General features: G+C 62.7%; 27 protein-coding genes. 7 read left to right on the plus strand and 20 right to left on the minus strand.

Going from position 1 to position 22,270, the window contains the following annotated elements; genetic code table 11:
• Positions 1-2: 2 nt before the first annotated feature.
• The 7 genes from purF to OCK01_RS07770 form a co-directional block, all read right to left on the minus strand.
• Positions 3-1,493, minus strand: a complete 1,491-nt coding sequence (gene purF, locus OCK01_RS07740; protein WP_263823250.1) for an amidophosphoribosyltransferase — start codon at positions 1,491-1,493, stop codon at positions 3-5.
• A gap of 225 nt (positions 1,494-1,718) precedes the next feature.
• Complete coding sequence (locus OCK01_RS07745; RefSeq protein WP_263823251.1) at positions 1,719-2,336, minus strand: CvpA family protein; 618 nt, start codon at positions 2,334-2,336, stop codon at positions 1,719-1,721.
• A gap of 85 nt (positions 2,337-2,421) precedes the next feature.
• Positions 2,422-3,825, minus strand: coding sequence for a DNA repair protein RadA (gene radA, locus OCK01_RS07750; protein WP_182826724.1), 1,404 nt, complete (start codon positions 3,823-3,825; stop codon positions 2,422-2,424).
• Entirely contained in the window at positions 3,825-4,145 is a 321-nt protein-coding gene (locus OCK01_RS07755) for a type II toxin-antitoxin system RelE/ParE family toxin (RefSeq protein ID WP_182826725.1), read from the minus strand. The genes radA and OCK01_RS07755 overlap by 1 nt, the downstream gene beginning before the upstream one ends.
• Positions 4,142-4,405 carry a type II toxin-antitoxin system ParD family antitoxin gene (locus tag OCK01_RS07760; protein ID WP_263823252.1) on the minus strand — a complete coding sequence of 88 codons (264 nt, stop codon included), beginning with the start codon at positions 4,403-4,405 and terminating at the stop codon, positions 4,142-4,144. Before OCK01_RS07760 ends, OCK01_RS07755 begins: the two co-directional genes overlap by 4 nt.
• A 56-nt stretch (positions 4,406-4,461) precedes the next feature.
• Positions 4,462-6,351 carry an ABCB family ABC transporter ATP-binding protein/permease gene (locus OCK01_RS07765; protein ID WP_263823253.1) on the minus strand — a complete coding sequence of 630 codons (1,890 nt, stop codon included), beginning with the start codon at positions 6,349-6,351 and terminating at the stop codon, positions 4,462-4,464.
• 108 nt (positions 6,352-6,459) lie between these two features.
• Positions 6,460-8,376, minus strand: a complete 1,917-nt coding sequence (locus tag OCK01_RS07770; RefSeq protein WP_263823254.1) for a LysM peptidoglycan-binding domain-containing protein — start codon at positions 8,374-8,376, stop codon at positions 6,460-6,462.
• 161 nt (positions 8,377-8,537) lie between these two features.
• Between OCK01_RS07770 and OCK01_RS07775 the strand changes: the two genes are divergently transcribed.
• Both OCK01_RS07775 and OCK01_RS07780 read left to right on the plus strand, forming a co-directional pair.
• Positions 8,538-9,152, plus strand: a complete 615-nt coding sequence (locus tag OCK01_RS07775) for a TIGR00730 family Rossman fold protein (RefSeq protein ID WP_263823255.1) — start codon at positions 8,538-8,540, stop codon at positions 9,150-9,152.
• A 68-nt stretch (positions 9,153-9,220) separates the two neighbouring features.
• Positions 9,221-10,021, plus strand: coding sequence for an endonuclease/exonuclease/phosphatase family protein (locus tag OCK01_RS07780; RefSeq protein WP_263823256.1), 801 nt, complete (start codon positions 9,221-9,223; stop codon positions 10,019-10,021).
• 21 nt (positions 10,022-10,042) lie between these two features.
• On the opposite strand, the gene rarD is transcribed toward OCK01_RS07780, so the two are convergent.
• Both rarD and OCK01_RS07790 read right to left on the minus strand, forming a co-directional pair.
• A complete protein-coding gene (gene rarD / locus OCK01_RS07785) occupies positions 10,043-10,963 on the minus strand; it encodes an EamA family transporter RarD (protein ID WP_263823257.1) in 921 nt (306 codons plus the stop codon).
• 105 nt (positions 10,964-11,068) lie between these two features.
• Positions 11,069-11,389, minus strand: a complete 321-nt coding sequence (locus tag OCK01_RS07790; protein WP_263823258.1) for a YnfA family protein — start codon at positions 11,387-11,389, stop codon at positions 11,069-11,071.
• 117 nt (positions 11,390-11,506) lie between these two features.
• Here OCK01_RS07790 and OCK01_RS07795 point away from each other — a divergent pair, with 117 nt between their 5' ends.
• Genes OCK01_RS07795 through OCK01_RS07810 form a run of 4 tightly spaced genes read left to right on the plus strand, consistent with a single transcriptional unit; the run spans position 11,507 to position 14,155 of the window.
• A complete protein-coding gene (locus OCK01_RS07795; RefSeq protein WP_263823259.1) occupies positions 11,507-12,043 on the plus strand; it encodes a sigma-70 family RNA polymerase sigma factor in 537 nt (178 codons plus the stop codon).
• Complete coding sequence (locus OCK01_RS07800) at positions 12,036-12,803, plus strand: anti-sigma factor family protein (RefSeq protein ID WP_182826731.1); 768 nt, start codon at positions 12,036-12,038, stop codon at positions 12,801-12,803. The genes OCK01_RS07795 and OCK01_RS07800 overlap by 8 nt, the downstream gene beginning before the upstream one ends.
• 23 nt (positions 12,804-12,826) lie before the next feature.
• Complete coding sequence (locus tag OCK01_RS07805; RefSeq protein ID WP_182826732.1) at positions 12,827-13,543, plus strand: Bax inhibitor-1/YccA family protein; 717 nt, start codon at positions 12,827-12,829, stop codon at positions 13,541-13,543.
• A gap of 39 nt (positions 13,544-13,582) precedes the next feature.
• Positions 13,583-14,155, plus strand: coding sequence for a DUF2076 domain-containing protein (locus tag OCK01_RS07810; RefSeq protein ID WP_263823260.1), 573 nt, complete (start codon positions 13,583-13,585; stop codon positions 14,153-14,155).
• Positions 14,156-14,257: 102 nt separating this feature from the next.
• Here OCK01_RS07810 and OCK01_RS07815 read toward each other — a convergent pair whose 3' ends face one another.
• The 9 genes from OCK01_RS07815 to cysS all read right to left on the minus strand — a co-directional run bounded on the left by OCK01_RS07815 (position 14,258) and on the right by cysS (position 21,194).
• On the minus strand, positions 14,258-14,920 hold the full coding sequence (locus OCK01_RS07815) for a hypothetical protein (protein WP_263823261.1): 663 nt from the start codon (positions 14,918-14,920) through the stop codon (positions 14,258-14,260).
• A gap of 4 nt (positions 14,921-14,924) precedes the next feature.
• On the minus strand, positions 14,925-16,541 hold the full coding sequence (gene cimA, locus OCK01_RS07820; RefSeq protein WP_263823262.1) for a citramalate synthase: 1,617 nt from the start codon (positions 16,539-16,541) through the stop codon (positions 14,925-14,927).
• Between the two features lie 219 nt (positions 16,542-16,760).
• Positions 16,761-17,711 carry a prolyl aminopeptidase gene (pip, locus tag OCK01_RS07825; protein WP_263823263.1) on the minus strand — a complete coding sequence of 317 codons (951 nt, stop codon included), beginning with the start codon at positions 17,709-17,711 and terminating at the stop codon, positions 16,761-16,763.
• 235 nt (positions 17,712-17,946) lie between these two features.
• A complete protein-coding gene (locus OCK01_RS07830) occupies positions 17,947-18,459 on the minus strand; it encodes a GFA family protein (protein ID WP_263823264.1) in 513 nt (170 codons plus the stop codon).
• Entirely contained in the window at positions 18,456-18,593 is a 138-nt protein-coding gene (locus OCK01_RS07835; RefSeq protein ID WP_263823265.1) for a hypothetical protein, read from the minus strand. Before OCK01_RS07835 ends, OCK01_RS07830 begins: the two co-directional genes overlap by 4 nt.
• Complete coding sequence (locus OCK01_RS07840) at positions 18,578-19,042, minus strand: GFA family protein (RefSeq protein ID WP_263823266.1); 465 nt, start codon at positions 19,040-19,042, stop codon at positions 18,578-18,580. The genes OCK01_RS07835 and OCK01_RS07840 overlap by 16 nt, the downstream gene beginning before the upstream one ends.
• Positions 19,039-19,440, minus strand: coding sequence for a type II toxin-antitoxin system VapC family toxin (locus OCK01_RS07845; protein WP_263823267.1), 402 nt, complete (start codon positions 19,438-19,440; stop codon positions 19,039-19,041). The genes OCK01_RS07840 and OCK01_RS07845 overlap by 4 nt, the downstream gene beginning before the upstream one ends.
• Positions 19,441-19,454: 14 nt before the next feature.
• Positions 19,455-19,697: an antitoxin gene (locus tag OCK01_RS07850; RefSeq protein ID WP_263823268.1), complete on the minus strand. Its 243-nt coding sequence runs from the start codon at positions 19,695-19,697 to the stop codon at positions 19,455-19,457.
• Between the two features lie 60 nt (positions 19,698-19,757).
• Positions 19,758-21,194, minus strand: coding sequence for a cysteine--tRNA ligase (cysS, locus tag OCK01_RS07855; RefSeq protein ID WP_263823269.1), 1,437 nt, complete (start codon positions 21,192-21,194; stop codon positions 19,758-19,760).
• A 323-nt stretch (positions 21,195-21,517) separates the two neighbouring features.
• On the opposite strand from cysS, the gene OCK01_RS07860 reads away from it, so the two are divergent.
• Entirely contained in the window at positions 21,518-21,673 is a 156-nt protein-coding gene (locus OCK01_RS07860) for a hypothetical protein (RefSeq protein WP_263823270.1), read from the plus strand.
• 40 nt (positions 21,674-21,713) lie between these two features.
• Here OCK01_RS07860 and OCK01_RS07865 read toward each other — a convergent pair whose 3' ends face one another.
• Together OCK01_RS07865 and OCK01_RS07870 are read right to left on the minus strand one after the other, a co-directional pair.
• The gene (locus tag OCK01_RS07865) at positions 21,714-21,950 is read right to left on the minus strand and encodes a type II toxin-antitoxin system RelE/ParE family toxin (RefSeq protein ID WP_263823271.1); all 237 of its coding nucleotides are present in this window, start codon (positions 21,948-21,950) and stop codon (positions 21,714-21,716) included.
• 40 nt (positions 21,951-21,990) lie between these two features.
• Positions 21,991-22,269, minus strand: a complete 279-nt coding sequence (locus OCK01_RS07870; protein ID WP_263823272.1) for a type II toxin-antitoxin system ParD family antitoxin — start codon at positions 22,267-22,269, stop codon at positions 21,991-21,993.
• Position 22,270 lies beyond the last annotated feature (1 nt).

Consider the following 22,270-nt stretch of genomic DNA (forward strand, 5'->3'; position numbering starts at 1 on the left):
GATCAGACCTTGGCTGCCCGCGCCGCTGCGCGCGTGGCGAAATTCTCGGCCTCGCGGTCGAGAAGACGAGTCGGATAATCGCCCGTGAAGTAGTGATCGGTAAATTGCGGATTGGCCGCATTGCGCGGTTCGCCGCCGACGGCGCGGTAGAGTCCGTCGATCGACAGGAAGGCGAGCGAATCTGCGCCGATATATTTCGCCATCGCCTTTTCGTCGGCATATTGATTGGCGAGCAGCTTGTCGGCGTCCGGCGTGTCGATGCCGTAGAAATCCGGATGGAAGATCATCGGGCTGGCGACGCGGATATGCACTTCCTTGGCGCCGGCGTCGCGGATCATCTGCACGATCTTGAGGGAGGTCGTGCCGCGCACGATCGAATCGTCGACGAGAATGACCCGCTTGCCCTCGATCATGGCGCGATTGGCGGAATGCTTGAGCTTGACGCCGAAAGCACGGATCTGCTGGGTCGGCTCGATGAAGGTGCGGCCGACATAGTGATTGCGGATGATGCCGTATTCGAACGGGATGCCGCTCGCCTGGGCGTAACCGAGCGCGGCGGGCGTGCCGCCATCCGGCACCGGAACCACGACGTCGCCGTCGCAGGGCGCTTCGGCGGCGAGATTGGCGCCGGCGGCCTTGCGGGTCTGGTAGACGTTGCGGCCGCCGACGACCGAATCCGGCCGGGCGAAATAGACATATTCGAACATGCAGAGACGTTCGGGCTGCGGGCGCACCGGCGGGCGGGCGTCGATCGAGATCGAACCATCCGGCTGCAATTCGCAGATGATCACTTCGCCATTCTTGACGTCGCGGATATATTTCGCGCCGATGATGTCGAGCGCGCATGTCTCCGAGCAGAAGATCGGCTTGCCGTCGAGCTCGCCCATCACCAGCGGGCGAATGCCGATGGGGTCGCGGGCGGCAATCAGTTTGGTGCGCGTCATCGCCAGCATCGAATAGCCGCCTTCCATCTGCCTGATGGCGTCGATGAACCGATCGGTCGTGGAGGCGTGGCGCGAGCGGGCGATGAGATGCAGCACGACTTCGGTGTCGGAGGTCGATTGACAGATGGCGCCGGTGGCGATGATCTGGCGGCGCATCGTCAGGCCGTTGGTGAAATTGCCGTTATGGGCGATGGCGATGCCGCCCTCTTCCAATTCGGCGAACAGCGGCTGCACATTGCGCAGCGCCACTTCACCCGTGGTCGAATAACGGGTGTGGCCGATGGCGATGGTTCCCGGCAGTTTCGCGAGTGTCGCCGGATTGGTGTAGTGGTCGCCGACCAGGCCCATATGTTTTTCGGTATGGAACTGGCGGCCGTCGAAAGAGACGATGCCGGCGGCTTCCTGACCGCGATGCTGAAGCGCATGCAGACCCAGCGCCGTCAGCGTCGCCGCATCCGGATGGCCCAAAATGCCGAACACCCCGCACTCTTCGTGAAGGGTGTCACCGTCGAGAAAATCCATATCCATGGCAGAAACGTGCTCGTTCATCGGTTTTGCAGCCTTTGGCTCTTTCCAGTCTCACTAGCGCCGATCGCGGATGCGAGAAAGCCGGTATATGTGCGAGGACACGATCTTTTTCAATCGCGCCGGCGCATGTGCAAAGGTTTCTCTGCGTTCGATCAATGAAGACACTCTCGGTCCTGGCGCAGCCGCTTCGGCCGGCCCTCGCCCGGCCGGCGTCTTCAGACCGGCAGGGGTCAATGACGAAAACTGTTACTGCGCGGGCGCGGCGGGCGCAGTTCCGCCCGCGTCGTCGGCCGGCGCGGGTTCCGTGGCCCCTTCGGCCGGGGCTGCGCCATCCTGGCCCGGCTTGTTCATCTTTTCCTCGATCTTCTTGCGCAGCAGGGCCGCGACGTCTTCCGGCAGCGCTTCCTTCAGCCTCTCGCCGAGACCGTCGAGGGCCGGCTTGGACTTGGCGTCGCGGATCCAGGCCGGATGCTTCTCGACCGGCACCCATTCATTGAAGAACTGCACGGCGACCACGATGATCAGGATGCCGCGCGCCGCGCCGAAGATGAAGCCGAGCGTGCGATCGAGAGCGCCGATACGGCTGTCGATGATCATGTCGGCGATGCGCATGGTGATGAAGGAAATGACGATCAGCGCGATGAGGAATATCGCCGCCGCCGAGGCGATGATGGCGAACTTGTCTTCGGCGATGAAATTCTTGGCGTAGGGCAGACCGAGCGGATAGAGCTTGTAGGCGGCATAGGCCGAACCGACCCAGCTGACCACCGACAGGACTTCGCGCGAGAAGCCGCGGACCATGGCGAGCACGGCGGAAAACAGCGCGACGCCGAGAACGATACCGTCAAAACCAGTAATGGGCATAAATATTCTCCGATACGGCGGTCCGTTCACCGCTCATCGCCAGACGGCGGCACCTATAGCATTGCAACAGTTTAAAACAAAAGCCTCATTCCTCATCCGGCTCTGTCGGACCCACATGTTTCGAGCCCGCAATGCGCACCACCAGATCCATCAGGCTTTCGATGCTGTTCCAGGAGCCGTTGGAAGATTTTGGAATCTCCGCGGAGCCCGAGGGCAACACAGCGGCCTGAAAACCCAATTTCTCGGCTTCTTTAAGGCGGAGGCCGGTATGGCTGACAGGACGGATGGCTCCAGACAGGCTGATTTCGCCGAAATACACACATTCCTTCGGCAACGCCTGCCCTGCGAGCGAGGACACCAGCGCCGCCGCCACCGCCACATCGGCGGCCGGCTCGGAGATGCGATACCCGCCCGCGACATTGAGATAGACGTCGTAATTTCCCAGCCGGACGCGGCAATGCGCTTCGAGCACGGCGAGAATCATCGCCAGACGCGAGGAGTCCCAGCCGACCACGGCGCGGCGCGGGGTGCCGAGAGACGTCGGCGCAACCAGCGCCTGCACTTCGACCAGAACGGGCCGCGTGCCCTCGATGCCGGCGAAGACGGCGGCGCCGGGCGCTTTCTCATTGCGCTCGCCGAGGAAGAGTTCGGATGGGTTGGCGACCTCGCGCAGGCCCCGATCGGACATTTCGAACACGCCGATCTCATCGGTCGGCCCGAAGCGGTTCTTCACGGTACGCATGATGCGGTAGTGGTGACCCCGGTCGCCTTCGAAATACATGACCGCATCGACCATATGCTCGACCACGCGAGGCCCGGCGATCTGGCCGTCCTTCGTCACATGCCCGACCAGCACAACGGTGGCGCCGGTCTGCTTGGCGAACCGGATCATGGCCTGCGCGCCGACGCGGACCTGCGTCACCGTGCCGGGCGCGGCTTCGGCGACATCGCTCCATAGCGTCTGAATGGAATCGATGATCACCAGGTCCGGCCGTTTGTCCTCCGACAGCGTCGCGAGGATATCCTCGACATTGGTCTCGGCCGCCAGAAGCACGCCGGCGTCCGCCGCATGCAGGCGCTGGGCGCGCAGGCGCACCTGAGCCACCGCCTCTTCGCCCGAAACATAGATGACGCGATTGCCGCGCCGGGCGAGAGCCGCGGCGGCCTGCATCAGAAGCGTCGACTTGCCGATGCCGGGGTCGCCGCCGATCAGCACGGCCGAGCCGCGCACGAAGCCGCCGCCGGTAACCCGATCGAGTTCTGATATGCCGCTTTCGATGCGCGGCGCTTCTTCGATCTCGCCCGACAGCGTGGTCAGCGTCACCGGCCGGCCCTTCTTCGGCGCCTTGCCGGGGCCGCCGCCGATGCCGCCCGTCGGGTCTTCCTCGACGATCGTGTTCCAGGCGCCGCAACCGTCGCATTTGCCGACCCAACGGGAATGCACGGCGCCGCAATTCTGGCAGATGAAGTTGGTGCGATTCTTGGCCATTAATCCTCGGCAGCGGGAGAGAACATCTCTCTCTTTACGTCCTGTCGCCCGTGAAGGATTCGCAGAACGCGTAGTCGGCCTTCGACGGTTCGAAAATAGATGCAGCGGTTTTTATAGGGAAAGGCGCGCAGACCAGGAGAAATCCAATCCCTGGGAACTCCATGATTTCCAGATGACGCCAGCGCCTGGATCTTTACCAACAGAGACTTGATCAAGTCTCTGCCGACGGCGGCTTCTCCTCGCGCCTCCAGGTGCGCATAAATAAGTGCGAGATCACGTTGCGCCCCAGGCGATAAAGAAAAGCGAAGCGGCCGGTTCACCGCAGCGTCTGAGCCTGTTCGATAATGAAGTCTGCGGCAGCATCTGCACTGTCGAAGGTCACGTACTCGCCCCGATCGAACTGAGCATCCGCCTCAGCGATCACCGCCCTGAGCGCCGCAACCTTTTCTTCATGCTCCAGTCGCGCCAACCCAGCTCGCAAAACCTCCGCCTCATCAGCAAAGCGGCCAGAAGCAAGCTGCTCATCGATGAACGCCTGCTCCTCATTCGTCACGGTCACGGAAATAATCCTGTCGGTCATGGCGTGCCTGTTCCCCAACTTTTACCGACCTTAGCAAAACGAGAACAAAATAGCAACTACTCCGCCGCCGGCTTGCCCCGCACGATCACGCCGAGATCGTCGGTTTCCCGAACCTTCTTCAGCTGTTCCTCGACCTGGGTGGCTTCGAGCTGGCGGCTCCACATCTGGGCGTAAAGACCGTTCTCGGCCAGCAGATCGCCGTGCCGGCCGCGCTCGGCGATGCCGCCGTCCTTCAGCACGATGATCTCATCGGCGTTGACCACCGTGGACAGGCGGTGGGCGATCACCAGCGTCGTGCGATTCTTCGAGACGATGTCGAGCGCTGCCTGAATTTCCTGTTCGGTGCGGGTGTCGAGCGCCGAAGTCGCCTCGTCCAGAATCAGGATCGGCGGAGATTTGAGAATTGTGCGGGCGATCGCCACGCGCTGCTTTTCACCGCCCGAGAGCTTCAATCCACGCTCGCCCACCATGGACTTGTAGCCTTCCGGCAGCGTGCGGATGAAGTGGTCGATCTGGGCGATCTCGGCGGCGCGGGTCACTTCTTCTTCGGATGCCGAAGGACGGCCATAGCGGATGTTGTAGGCGATCGTGTCGTTGAACAGCACCGTGTCCTGCGGCACCATGCCGATGGCGGCGCGCAGCGACTTCTGCGTGACGCCGCGCACATCCTGACCGTCGATCGTCACGGAGCCCTGCTGCACGTCGTAGAAGCGATAGAGCAGACGCGAGATGGTCGACTTGCCGGCGCCCGACGGACCGACGATGGCGACCGTCTTGCCGGCCGGCACATCGAAGGACACGCCCTTGAGAATCGGCCGGGCGGCGTCATAGGCAAAATGCACGTCCTTGAAGGAGATTGCCCCCTGCGCGATGGCCAGCGGCTTGGCGTCCGGCGCATCCTCGATTTCGGCGTCGACTTCGAGCAGGTCGAACATCTGCTCGATATCGGTGAGGCCCTGGCGGATTTCGCGATAGACGAAGCCGATGAAATTGAGCGGGATCGACAGCTGCATCAGCATTGTGTTGATAAATACGAAATCGCCGAGCGTCTGCTCGCCGCGCTGCACGGCCATCGCCGACATCACCATCATCACCAGCGTTCCCGCGCCGAAGATCACGCCCTGGCCGAAGTTCAACCAGCCGAGCGAGGTCCAGACCTGGGTGGCGGATTTCTCATAGCGCTCCATGGAGACGTCGAAGCGTTTCGCCTCCATGTCCTCGTTGCCGAAATATTTGACCGTTTCGAAATTGAGGAGCGAGTCGATCGCCTTGGTGTTGGCCTCCGTGTCGGAGTCGTTCATGGTCCGGCGAATGTTCATGCGCCAGTCGCTGGCCCGCACCGTAAACCAGATATAGAGCCAGACGGTGACGGCAGTGACGAACAGGTAGGAGAAACCATAGCCCCACCAGAAGATCGCCGCAGTCAGGATGAATTCGATCAGCGTCGGGAATGTGTTGAGGATGGTGAAGCGGACGATCGTTTCGATGCCCTTGGTGCCGCGCTCGATGACGCGCGACAGGCCGCCGGTGCGCCGCTCCAGGTGAAAGCGCAGCGACAGGCGATGCAGGTGCACGAAGGTCTTGAAGGCGAGCTGGCGCACGGCGTATTGGCCGACGCTGGCAAACATCGCGTCGCGCAGCTGATTGAGCGCGAGCTGTAGCAGACGGGCGACGTTGTAGGCGACGACCAGGGTCACCGCGCCCAGCATGAACAGCGGCAGAATGCCGATCGCGTCGATCTTGCCGTTCAGCGCATCTGTCGACCATTTGAAGAAGTAAGGCACCGAGATCAGCACGACCTTGGCGACCAGCAGGATCGCGGTGGCCCACACGACGCGCATCTTGAGATCGGGGCGATCGGCCGGCCACATATAGGGCCAGAGATTGACGATCGTCTGCAGCGTCTTGCCAGATTCCGCCGATACAGTTTTTGTCTTGCCCGCCATGCGCCACCAGTATTCCGAAAGAAACAGAACGGCGGCCCGAGATTGGACCGCCGCCACAGTCGTCACATAGGGTCGCGCCGCGAGATCTGCAACGACGCGACGATGAATTTATTGCAGGCCCAGCCGCTTGCGATGGATTTCCTCGGCATTGTCGAGCGGCTTGTCCGGCACGCCGAAAATCTGGCCGGGCAGAATGCGATCGGGGTCCTCGATCTGCGCCTCGTTGGCGAGATAGATCGTCGTGTAGCGCACGCCCTGGCCATAGACGCGGCGCGAGATCTGCCACAGCGTATCGCCGCGGCGGATGATCACCGACGACTCGCTGTGCTGCAGCGGCGCCTGCTGGATGACCTTCGGTTCGCCTTCGGCGGCGGCCGTCTTGGTCTCCGGCGTCACTGCCGGCTGTGCGGCCGTCTCGATGGAGGCCGGCTTCGTCTCCGTCGCGGCGGGCGCTTGCGCCGTTTTGGCTGCGGCTTCGGCGGCGTTCGCTGTGGGCTCACCGTCCTGCTCGGCCGTAGGCGCGGGCTTTTCGGCCGTTGCGATCGCCTGCTTGGGATCGGCGGACGCCGCTTCGACGGCAGGCGGGGTCTTCTGCTCGACGGCCTTCGCCGGTTGGGCCGCCGCCGTTTCGATCGCCGGGCCGGTGGCCGAGGTCACGGCGTCGTCGATCTTGTCGAGCGCGGCCTGCACATCCGTCGCGTTCTGCGGCAGCGCCTTCAGGAGCGCGAGCGCCTTCGCCGCCTCGCCTGCGGTCTTGGCGGCCATTTCCTGGGCGACCGGGTCGACATTGTCTGGCGTCTTGATGTCCGCAAGCGACTTGAGCGCAATTTCGGTGGCGGAGCGAGCGGCGGCCAGTTCCTCGGCGCTGGGCGTCCGGCCATTGGCGAACTGGCCCTTGAGAAGGTCGATCGCCTTGCCGGCCTCTTCGCGCGCCTTGTCATAGACGCCGAAGGCGAGCGGCTGCATCGGGCTGGTCGCAGCGCCGCCGGATTCGCCGGCCACCGCCGCCATCTGCGCGCCTTCCGGACGGAAGAACGGCACGGAAGCGCGGAATTCGACGCGGGCGCCGTCGGCGCTCAGCACATCGGCGCGGATCGTGTGATCGCCGACCGACAGAGGCATGGTGTTGTCGGCGACGAAGCGGCCCTTCTCGTTGACCTTGACCTCCGCCACAAGCTTGTCGTCGGCGTAGACGCGGACCGAGCGGCTTTTCGGAGCCTTGCCGGCCACGAACAGCTTGTCGCCCTCGATTTCGACTGCGGAGACCTGCACCTCGGGATCGAGCGCGGCCGAAGCGGACGCCGTGGCGTTCTTCTGCACGATCACGGCGGACGGAGTTTCGGCGGCGGCGGTCTGTGTCTGTTGCGCCGGCTTGGTCTCCGTCGCGGCGGGCGCATCGACCTTCGCTTCTGGGGGCGCGGCTTCGGGCATGGTCATGATGCGGGAGGCTTCGCCCGGCTTGGAGACCATGGCGAGCAACTCGCCCTTGTTGTCCTTCGGCACGGAGATGGTTGCGACTTCCTGGGAGGTCACGGCTTTGCCGTTGGTCCCCTTGGCCTGCAGCACGAGTTGATGGTCGCCGGCGGGCAAAGGCTCGTCGAGCACGACGGCGAAATCGCCCGTCGCGCCGGCCTTGACGGTGGAGATGACCTTCTCGCCGTCGGACACGGCGACGTCTGCATTCGGAGCGGCGCGGCCGGCGATCACGGTCGACCCGTCCGGCTCGACGCGCAACACGTCGAAAGACGGCGTATCGGGGTTTTGCGGCGCGGTCTTGGCCGGCTCCGCCGGAGCCTCGGTCTTGGCGGCTTCGGTTGCGGGCGGCTCCGTGGTCGCGCCGCCCGAAATGTCGTTCATGCTCGTCTTCGCCGAAGCGACCACCTGTTCAGCCGCGCTCTTGGCGGTCTCCGCAAGTTGTTCGGCGTCTTTCTTGGCCGAGGAATTCGGCAAGACGACGAGGAACATCAGAAGGCTGGCGACCACCAGAACAATCAGTGCGACCAGAATGGCGCGGCTTCTTTTCATCACTCTTTCTCCAGACGGCGCGAGCATTTTCGCAGCCTTGAAAATTGCTAGCCGGTTCCCTCAGTATTCTCAAGCGGTTCGGCGGAAGGCGCGGCCCCGGCGGAGCGCTTTTCCTTCATTTTTCTTGACGGGAGGGGTCCCGCATAGTCTTTTCCGAGGCCATGATAGCAGAAAATGTTCCGATTCGATCCATTTGTGTTTATTGCGGCTCGCAGCCCGGCCGCGACCCCTCCTACATGGAAGCCGGCCGCGCGCTGGGCAAATCCATCGCCGAGCATGGCATGCGTCTCGTCTATGGCGGCGGCACGCGCGGCATCATGGGCGCGGTCGCCTCAGGCGTGCTGTCGCATGGCGGCAAGGTGATCGGCATCATTCCGGAATTCCTGATGGACAAGGAGGCGTCCCGCCATTCTCTGGGCTCGCTGACCGAACTCGTGGTGACCGAGGACATGCACCAGCGCAAGCACCGCATGTTCGAGGAAGCCGACGCCTTCGTGACGCTGCCGGGCGGCATCGGCACGCTGGAAGAGATCGTCGAGATCATGACCTGGGGCCAGCTCGGCCGCCATCGCAAGCCGATGGTCTTCGCCAATGTCAACCAATTCTGGGATCCGATGCTGGAGCTGTTGAACCATATGTCGGGCCAGGGTTTCATCCATACCTCGCATCTGGTCAAGCCGCTGGTCATAGACCGGATCGAGGACATCATCCCGTCGATCGTCGATGCGGCCAAGACACATGCGGAAGGCGATCCGGCCCTGCTGTCGCGGATGTGACGCCGGCTGCATCGGCCACGAAAGCCGTCGAGGCGGCTCGGGGGCAGACTTGCGGAAAGGCGTCTTGCATGAAGATCATGAGCCTGAACGCCTGGGGCGGTGTGTTGCACGACGAACTCGTCGCCTTTCTCGGCGAAGCCGATCCCGATGTCCTCTGTCTGCAGGAAGTGATCCGGACGCCCGACGCGGAACGCGACTGGCTGGTCTATCGCGACGGCGATCATGTTCTCGACCAACGCGCCAATTTTTTCGACGAGGTCTGCCGCGCGCTGCCTCGTCACGCGGCGTATTTCTGTCCTGCGGCGCGCGGCGCGCTCTGGGATGACGCAACGGAAGTCGCGTCGTTCTGGGGTTTGGCGACTTTCGTGCGGACTTCCATCACCGTGATCGGACAGGCTCAGGGTTTCGTGCATGGGGATTTCTCGCCGCATGGCTACGGCGACCACCCGCGCCCACGCAACGCGCACGCCGTGAGGCTGTACGACGCCGCGCTAGACCGGACCGTCAGCATCGCCCATATGCATGGTCTGCGCGATCTGCGCGGCAAGATGGACACGCCGGAAAGGCTCGTGCAGGCCCAACGGTTTCTCGCGCTCTCGGATCAGGTCTCGGATACGGACGACATCCGGGTGCTGTGCGGCGACTTCAACGTCGAGCCCGACAGCGAAACGCTCGCCCTCATGCGCCAGCGAGGCTTCACCGAGCTCGTGACGCGGCATGCGCCTCAGGGAACCCGGACGTCGCTCTATCAGAAGCCCGGCCGCTTCGCCGATTATTTGCTCGTCGACCGGCCCGAAAAGGTGCTCAACTTCGATGTCGTTCGACATCCGGAAGTGTCTGACCACTGCCCTCTGATCGTGAAGATCTGACCCGCGTTGAGGTCGAGACGTTCAGCCCTGCGCCGCATTCTTCTTCATCATCCCACGCAGCATCGGCCAGGAATAAACCACCAGCGCCGACCAGATGAAGCAGAAGGCCACCAGCTTTTCGGTCGAGAAATGTTCCTTGAACACGAAGACGGCGGTGAGGAAGATCATCGTGGGCGCGATATACTGCATGATGCCGATGGTGGAGAGCCTCAGCAGCTTGGCTCCGTTGGCGTAGAGCATCAGCGGCACCGCGGTGACCAGGCCCGAGGCCATCAGCAACACCATGTCTGCAGTTCCAGTCGGGCCGAAATGGCCGGTCCCCTCGCTCGACGCGTAGACGAGATAGCCGATGGCCGGTAGCGACAGGATCAGCACCTCGAGGAAGAATCCCTGATTGGGCCCGACGGGCAGCGTCTTACGGCAATAGGCGTAGAAACCCCAGGTGATCGCCAGACTGAGCGACACCCAAGGCAGGCCGCCGGCTTCGTGGGTGAGAATGCCGACGGCGATGACCGCGAGGCCGATCGCCACATATTGAGTCTTGTTCATCCGCTCCTTGAGCAGGATCGCGCCCAGCGCCACGCTGATCAGCGGATTGATGTAATAGCCGAGCGCCGATTCGAGCGCCCTGCCCGCCCCGATCGACCAGACGTAAATCAACCAGTTGACGGTGATGAAGCAGGCGGTGACGCAGGCCATGCCGAGCATGCGCGGCGTGCGCAGCGCGACCTTGAGATCTTCGGTGCGTCCGCGCAGCAGAAGCACGAACCCCGCCACCGGCAGCGACCAGAGCACGCGATGCGCGACCACTTCGAGCGGCGGAATATGCGACACCGCCTTCATATAGAGAGGCAGGAAGCCCCAGAGGAGATAGGCCGACAGCGCATAGCCGAATCCGGCCAGCGTGTCGCCGCCCTGGGCGGCCTTGTTGTCAGTGCTCATGGTGGCGTTTCCCGATGCGTCACATGCAGCTAACCGAAGGCGCCCGCGGCGACCAATTCATAAAGTTGATGATAGGATCAGCTTTATGAAAGCCTCGGCGGCGCTTCAGCCGCGCGACGGCAGGAGAATGATGGCGGCGCCCGCGAGGCAGACCATAGCGCCCATGACATCCCAGCGATCCGGCCGCTGCGCCTCCACCACCCACAGCCAGACGAGCGAGGCGGCGACATAGACGCCCCCATAGGCGGCGTAGGCCCGACCCGCCGCCTCAGACGGGACCAGCGTCAGGAGCCAGGCGAACAGCGCCAGCGAGAGCATTCCCGGCGCCAGCCAGAGAGCGGAGCGGCCGAGCTTGAGCCAGGCCCAGAAGGAAAAGCAGCCGGCGATTTCGGCGAAGGCGGCGGCTATATAGACGGAATAGATCATCGTCTGAGAGTGCCATGGGCAGCGGCATGGCGAAAGACCGAATGCGCCTCGAACAGAATCTTCAAAAAAATCGCAAGGCGCATGGAATAGGATGAATATGGCCGGCGTATACTGGGCATGATGGGAAAGAAGCACGGCTTCAATGTTGTGAATCAGCTCGCGGCGCTCCGGCGTTACGCGCGCTCCCTGTCGCGCAATGGCGACGAGGCCGAGGATCTCGTGCAGGATGCGCTGCTGCGCGCCTATGAGAAACAGGCCACGTTCCGCACCGACGGCAATATCCGCAACTGGCTGATGTCGATCCTACACAACACGCATATCGACCGGCTGCGCCGCAAGCGCAGCGTCGAGCGCAAGCATGACAGCGCGGCCGAAATGGCCGAGCAGTCGGCGCCGGCGTCGCAGGAACTGTCGGTCAGGCTCGCGCAGATCCAGGCGGCGTTCCAGGACCTGCCGGAAGACCAGCGCGAGGCGCTGCATCTCGTGGCGATCGAGGAGCTGTCCTACCAGGAAGCCGCCGACGTGCTGAACATTCCCATGGGCACGCTGATGTCGCGGATCTCTCGCGCGCGGGCCCGATTGAGAAATCTCGAAGACGGGGCCGAGGGTGACCGCAGGCCGCGTCTGAGACTGATAGGAGGCGCAGATGACTGACCCGATCGTTGACGCCGATCTCAACGCCTATGTCGACGACCAGCTCGACGTCTCCAGGCGCATCCAGGTCGAAGCCTATCTGTCGGAAAATCCCGTCGTGGCCGCGCAGGTCATGGCCGATCTCAGGGTGAAGGACGAATTGCGCCTCGCGCTCGCCGGCGCCGACAGCGCCCCGCGCCCTGGAACACGGGAAGCCGCGCGGCGCCTAGAAGGCTCCCTGGCCCGGCGTCGCGTCTACGCCTTCTTTCAGCGGGCGGCGGTGGTGACGCTGTTCATCGGCGCCGGCTGGTTCGCGCATGAACAGATCGGTCCCCTGGGCGCCACCAAGGTGGCCGCCTCGACGCAGGCGCCGGCTTACGTGTCCGAGGCGATCGCCGCGCATGAAACGGCGCAGTTGCGCCAGACCGCGGCCTGGCAGACGCCGAGCCGGAAATTCGACGCCGCGGCGCTGCGCGCGGCCACCGCGATCACCCTGCCCGACCTGCCCAAGGGCTGGCGGGTGGTGGACGCGCAGATTTTCCCTTCGGCCAATGGGCCGAGCGTGGAAGTGGCGCTCGCCACCGAGAAAGGACGACTGCTGTCGCTTTTCGCCGAGCGCCCAGGAAACTTCGCCGTCGAGCCGGTGCAGGAAACGCATACGGCCGAGGCGCGCGCCGCCTACTGGCAGATCGGCGACGTCGCTTATGCGCTCGTCGCAGACCGGTCCGAGGCGGGCTCGCTCGACGCGACCGCCCGCAAGCTGGCGGAAACTCTCTACTGATCATCAAACGAGGAGACCCGATGATGAACCCTATGAACGACAGATATGGCTATGCGAGCCAGGCCCAATCCGGCGCCCTGTTCGACGAAGGCCTGCGCCAGCACATGCTGCGCGTCTACAACTATATGGGCCTGGGCCTGGTGATCACCGGCATCGTGGCCTATGTCGTCGGCACCACGCCGGCGCTCTATGTGCCGATCTTCCAGACGCCGCTGAAATGGGTGGTGATGCTGGCCCCGCTCGGCTTCGTGCTGTTCTTCTCCTTCCGCATCCAGTCGATGTCGGCGGGAACGGCGCAGGCGATGTTCTGGGCGTTCTCCGCGGTGATGGGCCTGTCGCTGGCCTCGATCTTCCTGGTGTTCACCGGCGCTTCGATCGCGCAGACCTTCTTCATCGCCGCCACCATGTTCGGCGCGACCAGCCTTTACGGCTACACGACCAAGCGTAACCTCGCCAATTTCGGCTCTTTCCTGATGATGGGCCTGATCGGCGTGGTGATCGCTTCGATCGTCAACATCTTCCTCGGCTCAAGCGCCCTGCAGTTCGCGATCTCGGTGATCGGCATCGTGGTGTTCGTCGGCCTCACCGCCTGGGACACGCAGAACATCAAGGAACAGTATGCCGAGAATTTCGACCAGGAATCCCAGCAGAAGCTGGCGGTGTTCGGCGCGCTGTCGCTCTACCTGAATTTCGTCAATATCTTCCAGCTTCTGCTCAACTTCACCGGCGAGCGCGAATAAGGCGCCGACCGCGCGTGATGCAAAGGAGTGCATGACATCATGGACCAGAATGACCGTTACGCCATCGAGGGCCTGTTCGGCAAACTCGCCGAGGTCGAACGCCAGGCGCCGCAGCGCGACGCCCAGGCCGACGCCTTCATCCGCGAGCGGATGTCCAGCCAGCCCGGCGCGCCCTATTTCATGGCGCAGACCATCGTGGTGCAGGAGCAGGCGCTGGAAGCGGCCCAACAGCGCATCGAGGAGCTCGAATATCAGCTCGCCTCGCGCCCCGCGCAGGGCGGCGGCTTTTTCTCCTCGCTGTTCGGCTCCAGCCAGCCGCAGCGTTCCATGCCGCCGCGCCAGCCCGCGCCCATGATGGGCCAGGCTTATGGCCAGCAACCTCAGTCCGGCGCACAGGCCGGTCCCTGGGGTCAACAATCCGCCCATGGCCGTCCGGCCGGCGGCGGCTTCCTCGCCGGCGCGGCGCAGACCGCGATGGGCGTGGCCGGCGGCATGCTGCTCGGCAACGCCATCGCCGGCATGCTGGGCGGCGACGAGGCTCAAGCCGCAGAAAACGACGACAGCAGCCAGGATGATGGCGGCGACGACGGCGGCGACGACAGCTTCTTCTGAGACGCCCGCCGAAGGTGTCCCCAAGTCTTCGGCGACTTGGCCCGGCCCGCGAAAGCGGCCGGGCTTTTTCATGCGACAGGACCAGCGGACATTTTTCTCAGATTACGTTGATACGTCCGTCTTGTTTTCCTCGGCAACCGCCTTGATCAATTTCGCTAGCGCGGTTTCATCCACGCCGAAATCGCCCGTCGAGATCTCGACGGTCTTGCCGCCGAAGGGCCTGAGGATGCGATTGAAAATCCAGTGATCGGGCCTGAACCATCTGAAGCGGATGTTCACGCCCGGCTTCAATCTCAGCGAGACGAGCGCCCCGGCTTTTCCTGCCTCGATCGACGCAGACGCGACGTCGCGCCAGGCGATCGGCGCGCGGCTAACGCGATTGTCGGTGACATGATCCTCGTTGAGCGAGAGCTTTGCGCCGCCTTCGAACAGCTGGACATATTGGTCCGCCACAATCCGGTTGATGATGTGCAAGAAGGAAAACGCGAAAAGGCCGAGGATCAAGATCAAGAAGGGGATGCTTAGCAACACAGACGAATAGTCAGGCGCCAGACCCTCGCAGGCTCCGCTCGCCGTTGTGGTCCACCACCAGACCACGCCCCCCAGCATGGCGATCACACCCACGGAGAGAACCAGGTGAAGCCTGTTCTGACGGCGGCGATAAAACTCCGCCGGCAGGCGAAACTCCAGCGCGGGCGGCGCGGAGACCCATAAGGTGGGCGTTCCGGGGATGCGATAAACGCCCGCCTCGTCGCGATCGATCACCGCTTCACTCCGCCGCCGCCTGCCCAGCCTGTTCCCTATTCTTCATCAGCTTGTAGACGATGGAATCCATCAGCGCCTGGAAGGAGGCGTCGATGATGTTGTCGGAGACGCCGACCGTCCACCACCGCGCCCCCGCGCCATCGGCGGATTCGATCAGCACGCGGGTGATGGCTTCGGTGCCGCCATTGAGGATGCGGACCTTGTAATCCACCAGTTCGAGATCGGCGATTTCCGACTGGTATTTGCCGAGATCCTTGCGCAGCGCCACATCGAGCGCATTGACCGGACCATGGCCTTCGGCCACCGACATGGTTTCCAGCCCGTCGATGATCAGCTTGACCACGGCTTCGGACACCGTCTTCAGCTGACCGTTGGCGTCGAAGCGGCGCTCGACCATGACGCGGAAACTCTCGACCTTGAAGAAATCCGGCACCGAGCCGAGAATGCGGCGCGCCAGCATTTCAAAGCTCGCATCGGCGCCCTCATAGGCATAACCGGAGGCTTCGCGCTCCTTGACCTCTGATATCAGTTGGTCCAGCCGCGGATCGTCCTTGGGCACCACGATGCCGCGACGCTTCAGGGCGTTGAGGAAGTTGGACTTGCCACCCTGATCCGACACCATGACCTTGCGCAGATTGCCGACGCTTTCCGGCGGCACATGTTCATAGGTGCGCGGGTCCTTGAGCAGCGCGGATGCGTGAATGCCGGCCTTGGTGGCGAAGGCGGAGGCGCCGACATAGGGGGCCTGGTGATCGGGCGAGCGGTTGAGCATCTCATCAAAAGCGTGGCTGAGGCTGGTGAGCCCTTGCAGCTTGTCCGCATCCACACCCGTGTCGAAGCGGTCGGCGTAAGCGGGTTTCAGCACCAGCGTCGGCAGGATGGTGACGAGATTGGCGTTGCCGCAGCGCTCGCCGATACCATTGAGCGTGCCCTGCACCTGGCGCACGCCGGCTTCGATGGCGGCGAGAGAATTGGCGACCGCCTGTCCGGTGTCGTTATGCGCATGGATGCCGAGCCGGTCGCCCGGCACGCCCGCGGCGATGACGGCTGTGACGATGTCGCGGATTTCCGACGGCTGCGTGCCGCCATTGGTGTCGCACAGCACCACCCAGCGCGCGCCGGCCTCATAGGCGGTCGTGGCGCAGGCGAGCGCGTAGTCGGGATTGGCCTTGTAGCCGTCGAAGAAATGCTCGCAATCAATCATCGCCTCTTTGCCGCTCGCGATGACGGCCTCGACGGACTGGGCGATGCATTCGAGGTTCTCGTCATTGGTGCAGCCGAGCGCGACCTTGACGTGATAATCCCAGCTCTTGGCCACGAGACAGATCGCATCCGATTTCGCCTGCAGAAGCAGCGACATGCCGGGATCGTTTGAGACGGAGATTCCGGCGCGCTTGGTCATGCCGAAAGCGACGAATTTCGACCGCGCCGTGCGCTTCTTCTCGAAGAATTTGGTGTCGGTGGGATTGGCGCCGGGATAGCCGCCCTCGACATAATCGAAGCCGAAATTATCGAGCATCGTGGCGATGGAGATCTTGTCCTCGACGGAAAAATCCACGCCCGGCGTCTGCTGGCCGTCGCGCAGCGTGGTGTCGAAGAGATAGATGCGGTCCCTGGTCATGCATATCCTCCCGCCAGTCGTCTGGCGTGCGTTCTGTGGCTACCCCCTCTGCCCTGCCGGGCATCTCCCCCTCAAGGGGGGAGATTGAAGGAGGCAACCGATCGCCCTGCTATTGGGCGGTGTTGTAGAGGCGAGCGGGCGCCCCCAGCTTATCTCCCCCCTTGAGGGGGGGATGGCCGGCAGGCCAGAAGGGGGTGGCCGCGCACGCCATCATCTCATTCACTTCCCCGCAAACCGGTCCGTCGCGCGGATCAGCTGGTCGAGAATTCCTGGCTCGGAATAAGCGTGTCCCGCCCCCTCGATCAAGTGAAATTCCGCCCGCGGCCATGCCTTGTGCAGCGCCCAGGCGTATTTCGCCGGGCACGGCATGTCGTAGCGGCCGTGGACGATGACGCCGTCGATGTCTTGAAGTTTATGCGCATCGCGCAGCAATTGCGCCTCGTCCATCCAGCCGGCGTGAATAAAGTAATGGTTTTCGATGCGCGCAAAGGCGAGCGCGAATTCATCGTCGCCGAATTTGGCGCTGGTTTCGGGCTCGGGCAGAAGCGTGATCGTCTGGCCTTCCCACTGGCTCCAGGCCCGCGCCGCCTCGATCTGCGCCCGCTTGTCGTCGCCCACCAGCCGCTTGCGATAGGCGGCCATCATCTCGTGACGTTCGTCCTCGGGGATAGGCGCGAGGAACGTCTCCCATTTGTCGGGAAACATTTCCGAGACGCCGAACTGATAATACCAATCGAGCTCGGCTTTGGTGAGCGTGTAGATGCCGCGCACCACGAGCTCGGAGACGCGTGTCGGATGCGTCTCGGCGTAAGCCAGCGCCAAGGTCGAGCCCCAGGAGCCGCCGAACACCAGCCACTTTTCCGCGCCGATCATCTCGCGCAGCGTCTCGATGTCGGATACGAGATGCCAGGTCGTGTTGTTGTCCAGGCTGGCATGAGGCGTGGATTTGCCGCAGCCGCGCTGGTCAAACAGGATCACGTCATAGAGCGCGGGATCGAACAACCGCCGGTGGCTGGGCGAGAAGGCGCCGCCGGGCCCGCCATGCAGGAAGACGGCGGGTTTTGCGCCCTTTGTTCCAACCCGCTCCCAATAGATGGAATGGCCGTCGCCGGTGTCGAGAGTGCCGCTGTCGAAGGGGGTGATTTCGGGGTAGAGGGTGCGGAAGGTCATGCGGTAGGCTCCAGATATGATTTTGTGGTGCGGTTACCCCCCTCTGTCCTGCCGGACATCTCCCCCTCAAGGGGGGAGATCGATCCGTGGCGACGGCCGGCGCAAGACAATTCACGCTGCTCTAGTTCACCTCGACGCCTAAGATGGGCGGAGATGGCGCGCCCAGCCAATCTCCCCCCTTGAGGGGGAGATGTCCGGCAGGACAGAGGGGGGTGGCCACAGAACTCGGCGGTCCTCACACCCCCTCCTCCGTCGGCCGCCAATGGTCCGCAGGCTCACTGCGCGGCGACCATTCGGTCGTGTCGTGGTCGGGATGCTGATAATTGACGATATGCGCAAGGAAGGGCGCCGCCTCAAGATCGTCCTCGGTCACCCGCTCCGGAAGTTCGTGCAGATGATCCACATAAGCGACCTTGCCTTCGACGCCGAATTGCACTGTTGGCGCGATGCGGCCGGGCTCGTCGAACGTGCCGATGGCGAGGCCGACGCCGTCGGGGGCCTCGTAGCAGAGCGGCGTGCCGCAATCGCCGCAGAAGCCGCGGCGGACATAGTTGGAGGAGCGGAAAAATTTGGGCTTGCCGCGCGTCCAGGTGAGCTGAGCCTCGCCGACAGACACAAGCGGCGCGAAATAATTGCCGAACGCCTTCTGGCACATGCGGCAATGGCAGATCGAGGCGTCCTGATAGCGGCCTTCGAGCCGGAAGCGGATGGCGCCGCATTGGCAGCCGCCGGTATGGACATCGCTCATTTGAAGGCTCCCACGAAATAGAGGACCACGCCCACGATGACCACCAGCGCCACGGCCTTGCCGATCAGCGCATAGATAAGCCATTTAGGCATCTGGGTGTTGGGATTGCCGGCCACGATCAATCCTCCGGCCATGTGTCGGTGTCGTGATCAGGATGCTGCCAGCTTTCGATGGCGGCGAACATGGCGTCCACCTCGGGATCATCCAGAACCGGCTGTTCGAACAAATGATCAATCCAGGGCAGCCGCTTCTTGTGATTGACCTGGATCTGCGGCTCGAGCTTTTCGGGATGATCAAAGGCGCCGATCGCGAGTTCGATCCCGTCGCCATGGTGATAGGTCAAAGGCGTGCCGCATTTGTTGCAGAAGCCGCGCCGGACCTTTTTGGACGAGCGATAGAGCGAGGGCTGGCCGCGCGTCCATTCGAGATGGGCGTGATCGGCCGTCACCAGCGGCCCGAAAAAGCCGCCGAACGCCTTCTGGCACATGCGGCAATGGCAGATCGACGGGCGGCCGAGATGGCTGGCGCGAAAGCGCACCGCGCCGCACTGGCAACCGCCGGAGAGGATTTCGCTCGTGCTCATGCGGCGGGCCTTTCGATCCAGTTTTCGAGCTTCAGCCCGTCGATGCGGGAGAATTCTCGGATGTTGTCGGTGACGAGGGTGATGTCGAGGGATTTGGCGTGGGCGGCGATGAAGAGGTCGTTGGGGCCGATTGGCTTGCCACGACGTTCTAGATCGAGCCGCAAAAGGGCATAGGTCTCATCAACCTCGGGCTCGAGAGCGAGAATGGAAATGTCCTCGAGGAATACTGAGATGCGCGATTTCAGCGCCTGCGACGCTCTCTTATAGATCCCGTATTTGAGTTCGCAGGCGGTTATCACGCTCAGACAGAGCGCGCTTTTTCCCTCGGCCTCGCCTCGTTGCACTGCGTGTCCTTGCGGATTGCGGAGCATGTCCGAAACGATGTTTGTGTCCAGCATGAAGCGAAAGTCTGTCATAGATCGACGTCTTCCACCGGCAAGAGCCCTTCATCAACATCTGGAAACTCTTCGTCGAGCGGCTCAAGCGATCGAAGCCATTCAAATAAATCGCGATCCTCACGCTTCGGCTCCAGAATGATCCGATCACCCTCCTTGCGCATGGTGATCTCATCCCCGGGGAAATCGAACTCCTCGGGGATCTCGACGGCGCGATGGCCGTCTTTCAGGACGATTTTCACATGCCGGATGTCGTTCATGCTCGGCGCCTCCGATGGCCTTGCGGCAAGCATAGGCCAGACCGCTGAAAACTCCAATTCCTACCGCTTGATCTCCCAGATCGTGATGCGCTCGCCGGTCGCCGGATCCTTGCCGTCCTTCAACTGGATGCCCTTGACGAGCAGGTCGTCGCGGATCTTGTCGGCTTCGGCAAAATTCTTGGCTTTCAGGAGCTCGAGACGCATCTGGACGATGGCCTCAACGCCGTCTGCGAGATGCTGATCGATCGCAACCTTCTTCGGCAGAACGCCCAGCAGCTCCGCACTTGCGGCAAAATCCGCGGCATTGGTGGACGCGAGCGTGTGAAGCGCCTGCACGGCCGCCACCGTGTTCATATCATCAAGCAGCGCATTGATCACCGCGGGGTTGACCGGACCGACAGGCTCGCCGCCGGCGGGCCATTTGGCAAACAAGCGTTCCGCCTCTTCCAGCCGCTTGACGCTGAAATCGATCGGTTCGCGGTAATGCGTCATCAGCATGGCCAGACGCAGCACTTCGCCCGGCCATTTGCGGCCGCCGAAATTCTCCGTGGTCATCAGCTCGTTGATGGTGAAGAAGTTGCCCTCGGACTTGGACATCTTCTTGCCCTCGACCTGCAGGAAGCCGTTATGCATCCAAACATTGGCCATGGCGTGCGTGCCATGGGCGCAGCGGGACTGGGCGATCTCGTTTTCATGATGCGGGAAGATGAGATCGAGGCCGCCGCCATGAATGTCGAAGACATTGCCGAGATAGCGGCCCGACATGGCCGAGCATTCGATATGCCAGCCCGGACGGCCATAGATGTCGACATCCGCGCCATCGACGGTGAAGCGGGCCGGCCAGCCTGGCTGATCGGCGTCGGAGTGTTTCCACAGCACGAAATCGGCGGGATTGCGCTTGTGGGCTTCGACCGCCACGCGTGCGCCGGCCTGCTGATCCTCCAGCTTACGCTTGGAGAGCTGACCATAATCGGCCATGGAGCCGGTGGAAAACAGCACTTCGCGGCCTTCCGCGCCATCAGCCACATAGGCATGGCCGCGGTCGAGCAGCTTCTGGATGATGTCGATCATCTGGGAGATATTGTCGGTGGCGCGCGGCTCGACATCGGGCTCCAGGCAGCCGAGCGCCTTCACATCTTCATGGAACTGCGTTTCGGTCTTTTCCGTCACCAGGCGAATGGCGGCGTTGAGCTCCATGCCGGGGTAGTCGCGCAGCGCCCGCGCATTGATCTTGTCATCGACATCGGTGATGTTGCGGGCATAGGTGACCTTCGTCTGGCCCTTGCCGCCGTCCCAGGCGCCCTTATCAGCCAGATGCTTCAGCAGCCGGTAGAGCACGTCGAAGACGATGACCGGGCGGGCATTGCCGATATGAGCGAAGTCATAGACGGTCGGGCCGCAGACATACATGCGCACATGGCTGGGATCGATGGGCTGAAACGGCGCCTTTTCGCGCGTCAGCGTGTTGTAGAGCCTGAGTTCCGGCGTGTCGGCCATGCGTGTCCCCATAGACTGTTTGCCCGGCTGGCCGGGGCGTTTTGCTCTTGGGGTGTCAGGAGACGAAAACGGCCGGGCCAGCGTTTGCGCTAGCGAATAATAATCCGGCAGATGATGCAGTTCATCGTTTTCATGGCCGCTATATCGCCCAGTCAAGCGATGCGGTCAAGGTCGGCGCAATTTTTCCGTTGCATACAGAATCGAGAAATATGGTACTCAGGCGTGGGAAATGTTCGCGGGGAGGAAAACCGCCATGCTTTTGTCCCAATCGACACGGCATAAGCAAGACACGAACGCATTTCCCAAATGGGATGAGGGACATCATGCAACGCATTGAAACTGGTAAACAAAACATTAACGACCTTCTGACGAAATACGGCCCCGTCGGCCCGCGTCATCTGCTCGCTGCAGCGCTGATGATGCAGCGACCGCGCGACGAGAAGAAGGCAGTCGTGCCGAAGGATGTGCAGGCGGCCTGAGGCCCTCTGACTGTTCTCCATGCGATCGCGCCAACGCGCATCACCATGTTTCCGGATCACGTCTACCGTCAACTATGCCGACGACGAGAATTCCCGTGTTCGTCGGCTCATAAATGGCGATGTAGTTCCCTTCAACCATGACTCTGGCCCGTTCGGCGATTTTAGGTCGGGCTGGACCGATCAAGGGATACGCTGATGCGCGCTGCAGCTTTGCCATCATGCGCTGGTAAAGCCTGTCGGCTGCCGTGTTGTTGTGCCGCGCGATCGTCTGCCACATTCGGCGTAGATCTCTTTTCGCCCGGTTGGTGAAAACGAGTTCAGCGATTGTCGTTGGCCTTTTCTCGCTTCAGGTCGGCAAGAAAGTCTTCTGCCGCAAAGGGGGCAGCCTGGCCGCTATCGCGACCATCTCGATAGACGCGCCGAAGATGCTCGATCTGATGGCTGTCGAAATGAACGTGTCCCTGAGCCGTCTCGACACCCAACATCACAACTTCTTCCCGCGACGCATAGCCGCCTTCGCGCACGGCCAGATCCAGCCGCTCGACATCCTCGGGCGTCAGTGAAAGCGTAATGGTGGTGCGCGCGTGTTCGTTCATA

Source organism: Rhizobium sp. TRM95796 (genome assembly GCF_025779995.1).
GTDB lineage: Bacteria > Pseudomonadota > Alphaproteobacteria > Rhizobiales > Rhizobiaceae > Rhizobium_E.

Coding starts and splice junctions, on each gene's coding strand:
- purF (WP_263823250.1), bottom strand. CDS start 1,493: ATGAACGAGCACGTTTCTGCCATGGATATGGATTTTCTCGACGGTGAC.
- OCK01_RS07745 (WP_263823251.1), bottom strand. CDS start 2,336: ATGCCCATTACTGGTTTTGACGGTATCGTTCTCGGCGTCGCGCTGTTT.
- radA (WP_182826724.1), bottom strand. CDS start 3,825: ATGGCCAAGAATCGCACCAACTTCATCTGCCAGAATTGCGGCGCCGTG.
- OCK01_RS07760 (WP_263823252.1), bottom strand. CDS start 4,405: ATGACCGACAGGATTATTTCCGTGACCGTGACGAATGAGGAGCAGGCG.
- OCK01_RS07765 (WP_263823253.1), bottom strand. CDS start 6,351: ATGGCGGGCAAGACAAAAACTGTATCGGCGGAATCTGGCAAGACGCTG.
- OCK01_RS07770 (WP_263823254.1), bottom strand. CDS start 8,376: ATGAAAAGAAGCCGCGCCATTCTGGTCGCACTGATTGTTCTGGTGGTC.
- OCK01_RS07775 (WP_263823255.1), top strand. CDS start 8,538: ATGATAGCAGAAAATGTTCCGATTCGATCCATTTGTGTTTATTGCGGC.
- OCK01_RS07780 (WP_263823256.1), top strand. CDS start 9,221: ATGAAGATCATGAGCCTGAACGCCTGGGGCGGTGTGTTGCACGACGAA.
- rarD (WP_263823257.1), bottom strand. CDS start 10,963: ATGAGCACTGACAACAAGGCCGCCCAGGGCGGCGACACGCTGGCCGGA.
- OCK01_RS07790 (WP_263823258.1), bottom strand. CDS start 11,389: ATGATCTATTCCGTCTATATAGCCGCCGCCTTCGCCGAAATCGCCGGC.
- OCK01_RS07795 (WP_263823259.1), top strand. CDS start 11,507: ATGATGGGAAAGAAGCACGGCTTCAATGTTGTGAATCAGCTCGCGGCG.
- OCK01_RS07800 (WP_182826731.1), top strand. CDS start 12,036: ATGACTGACCCGATCGTTGACGCCGATCTCAACGCCTATGTCGACGAC.
- OCK01_RS07805 (WP_182826732.1), top strand. CDS start 12,827: ATGAACCCTATGAACGACAGATATGGCTATGCGAGCCAGGCCCAATCC.
- OCK01_RS07810 (WP_263823260.1), top strand. CDS start 13,583: ATGGACCAGAATGACCGTTACGCCATCGAGGGCCTGTTCGGCAAACTC.
- cimA (WP_263823262.1), bottom strand. CDS start 16,541: ATGACCAGGGACCGCATCTATCTCTTCGACACCACGCTGCGCGACGGC.
- pip (WP_263823263.1), bottom strand. CDS start 17,711: ATGACCTTCCGCACCCTCTACCCCGAAATCACCCCCTTCGACAGCGGC.
- OCK01_RS07830 (WP_263823264.1), bottom strand. CDS start 18,459: ATGAGCGATGTCCATACCGGCGGCTGCCAATGCGGCGCCATCCGCTTC.
- OCK01_RS07835 (WP_263823265.1), bottom strand. CDS start 18,593: ATGGCCGGAGGATTGATCGTGGCCGGCAATCCCAACACCCAGATGCCT.
- OCK01_RS07840 (WP_263823266.1), bottom strand. CDS start 19,042: ATGAGCACGAGCGAAATCCTCTCCGGCGGTTGCCAGTGCGGCGCGGTG.
- OCK01_RS07845 (WP_263823267.1), bottom strand. CDS start 19,440: ATGCTGGACACAAACATCGTTTCGGACATGCTCCGCAATCCGCAAGGA.
- OCK01_RS07850 (WP_263823268.1), bottom strand. CDS start 19,697: ATGAACGACATCCGGCATGTGAAAATCGTCCTGAAAGACGGCCATCGC.
- cysS (WP_263823269.1), bottom strand. CDS start 21,194: ATGGCCGACACGCCGGAACTCAGGCTCTACAACACGCTGACGCGCGAA.
- OCK01_RS07860 (WP_263823270.1), top strand. CDS start 21,518: ATGCAACGCATTGAAACTGGTAAACAAAACATTAACGACCTTCTGACG.
- OCK01_RS07865 (WP_263823271.1), bottom strand. CDS start 21,950: ATGTGGCAGACGATCGCGCGGCACAACAACACGGCAGCCGACAGGCTT.
- OCK01_RS07870 (WP_263823272.1), bottom strand. CDS start 22,269: ATGAACGAACACGCGCGCACCACCATTACGCTTTCACTGACGCCCGAG.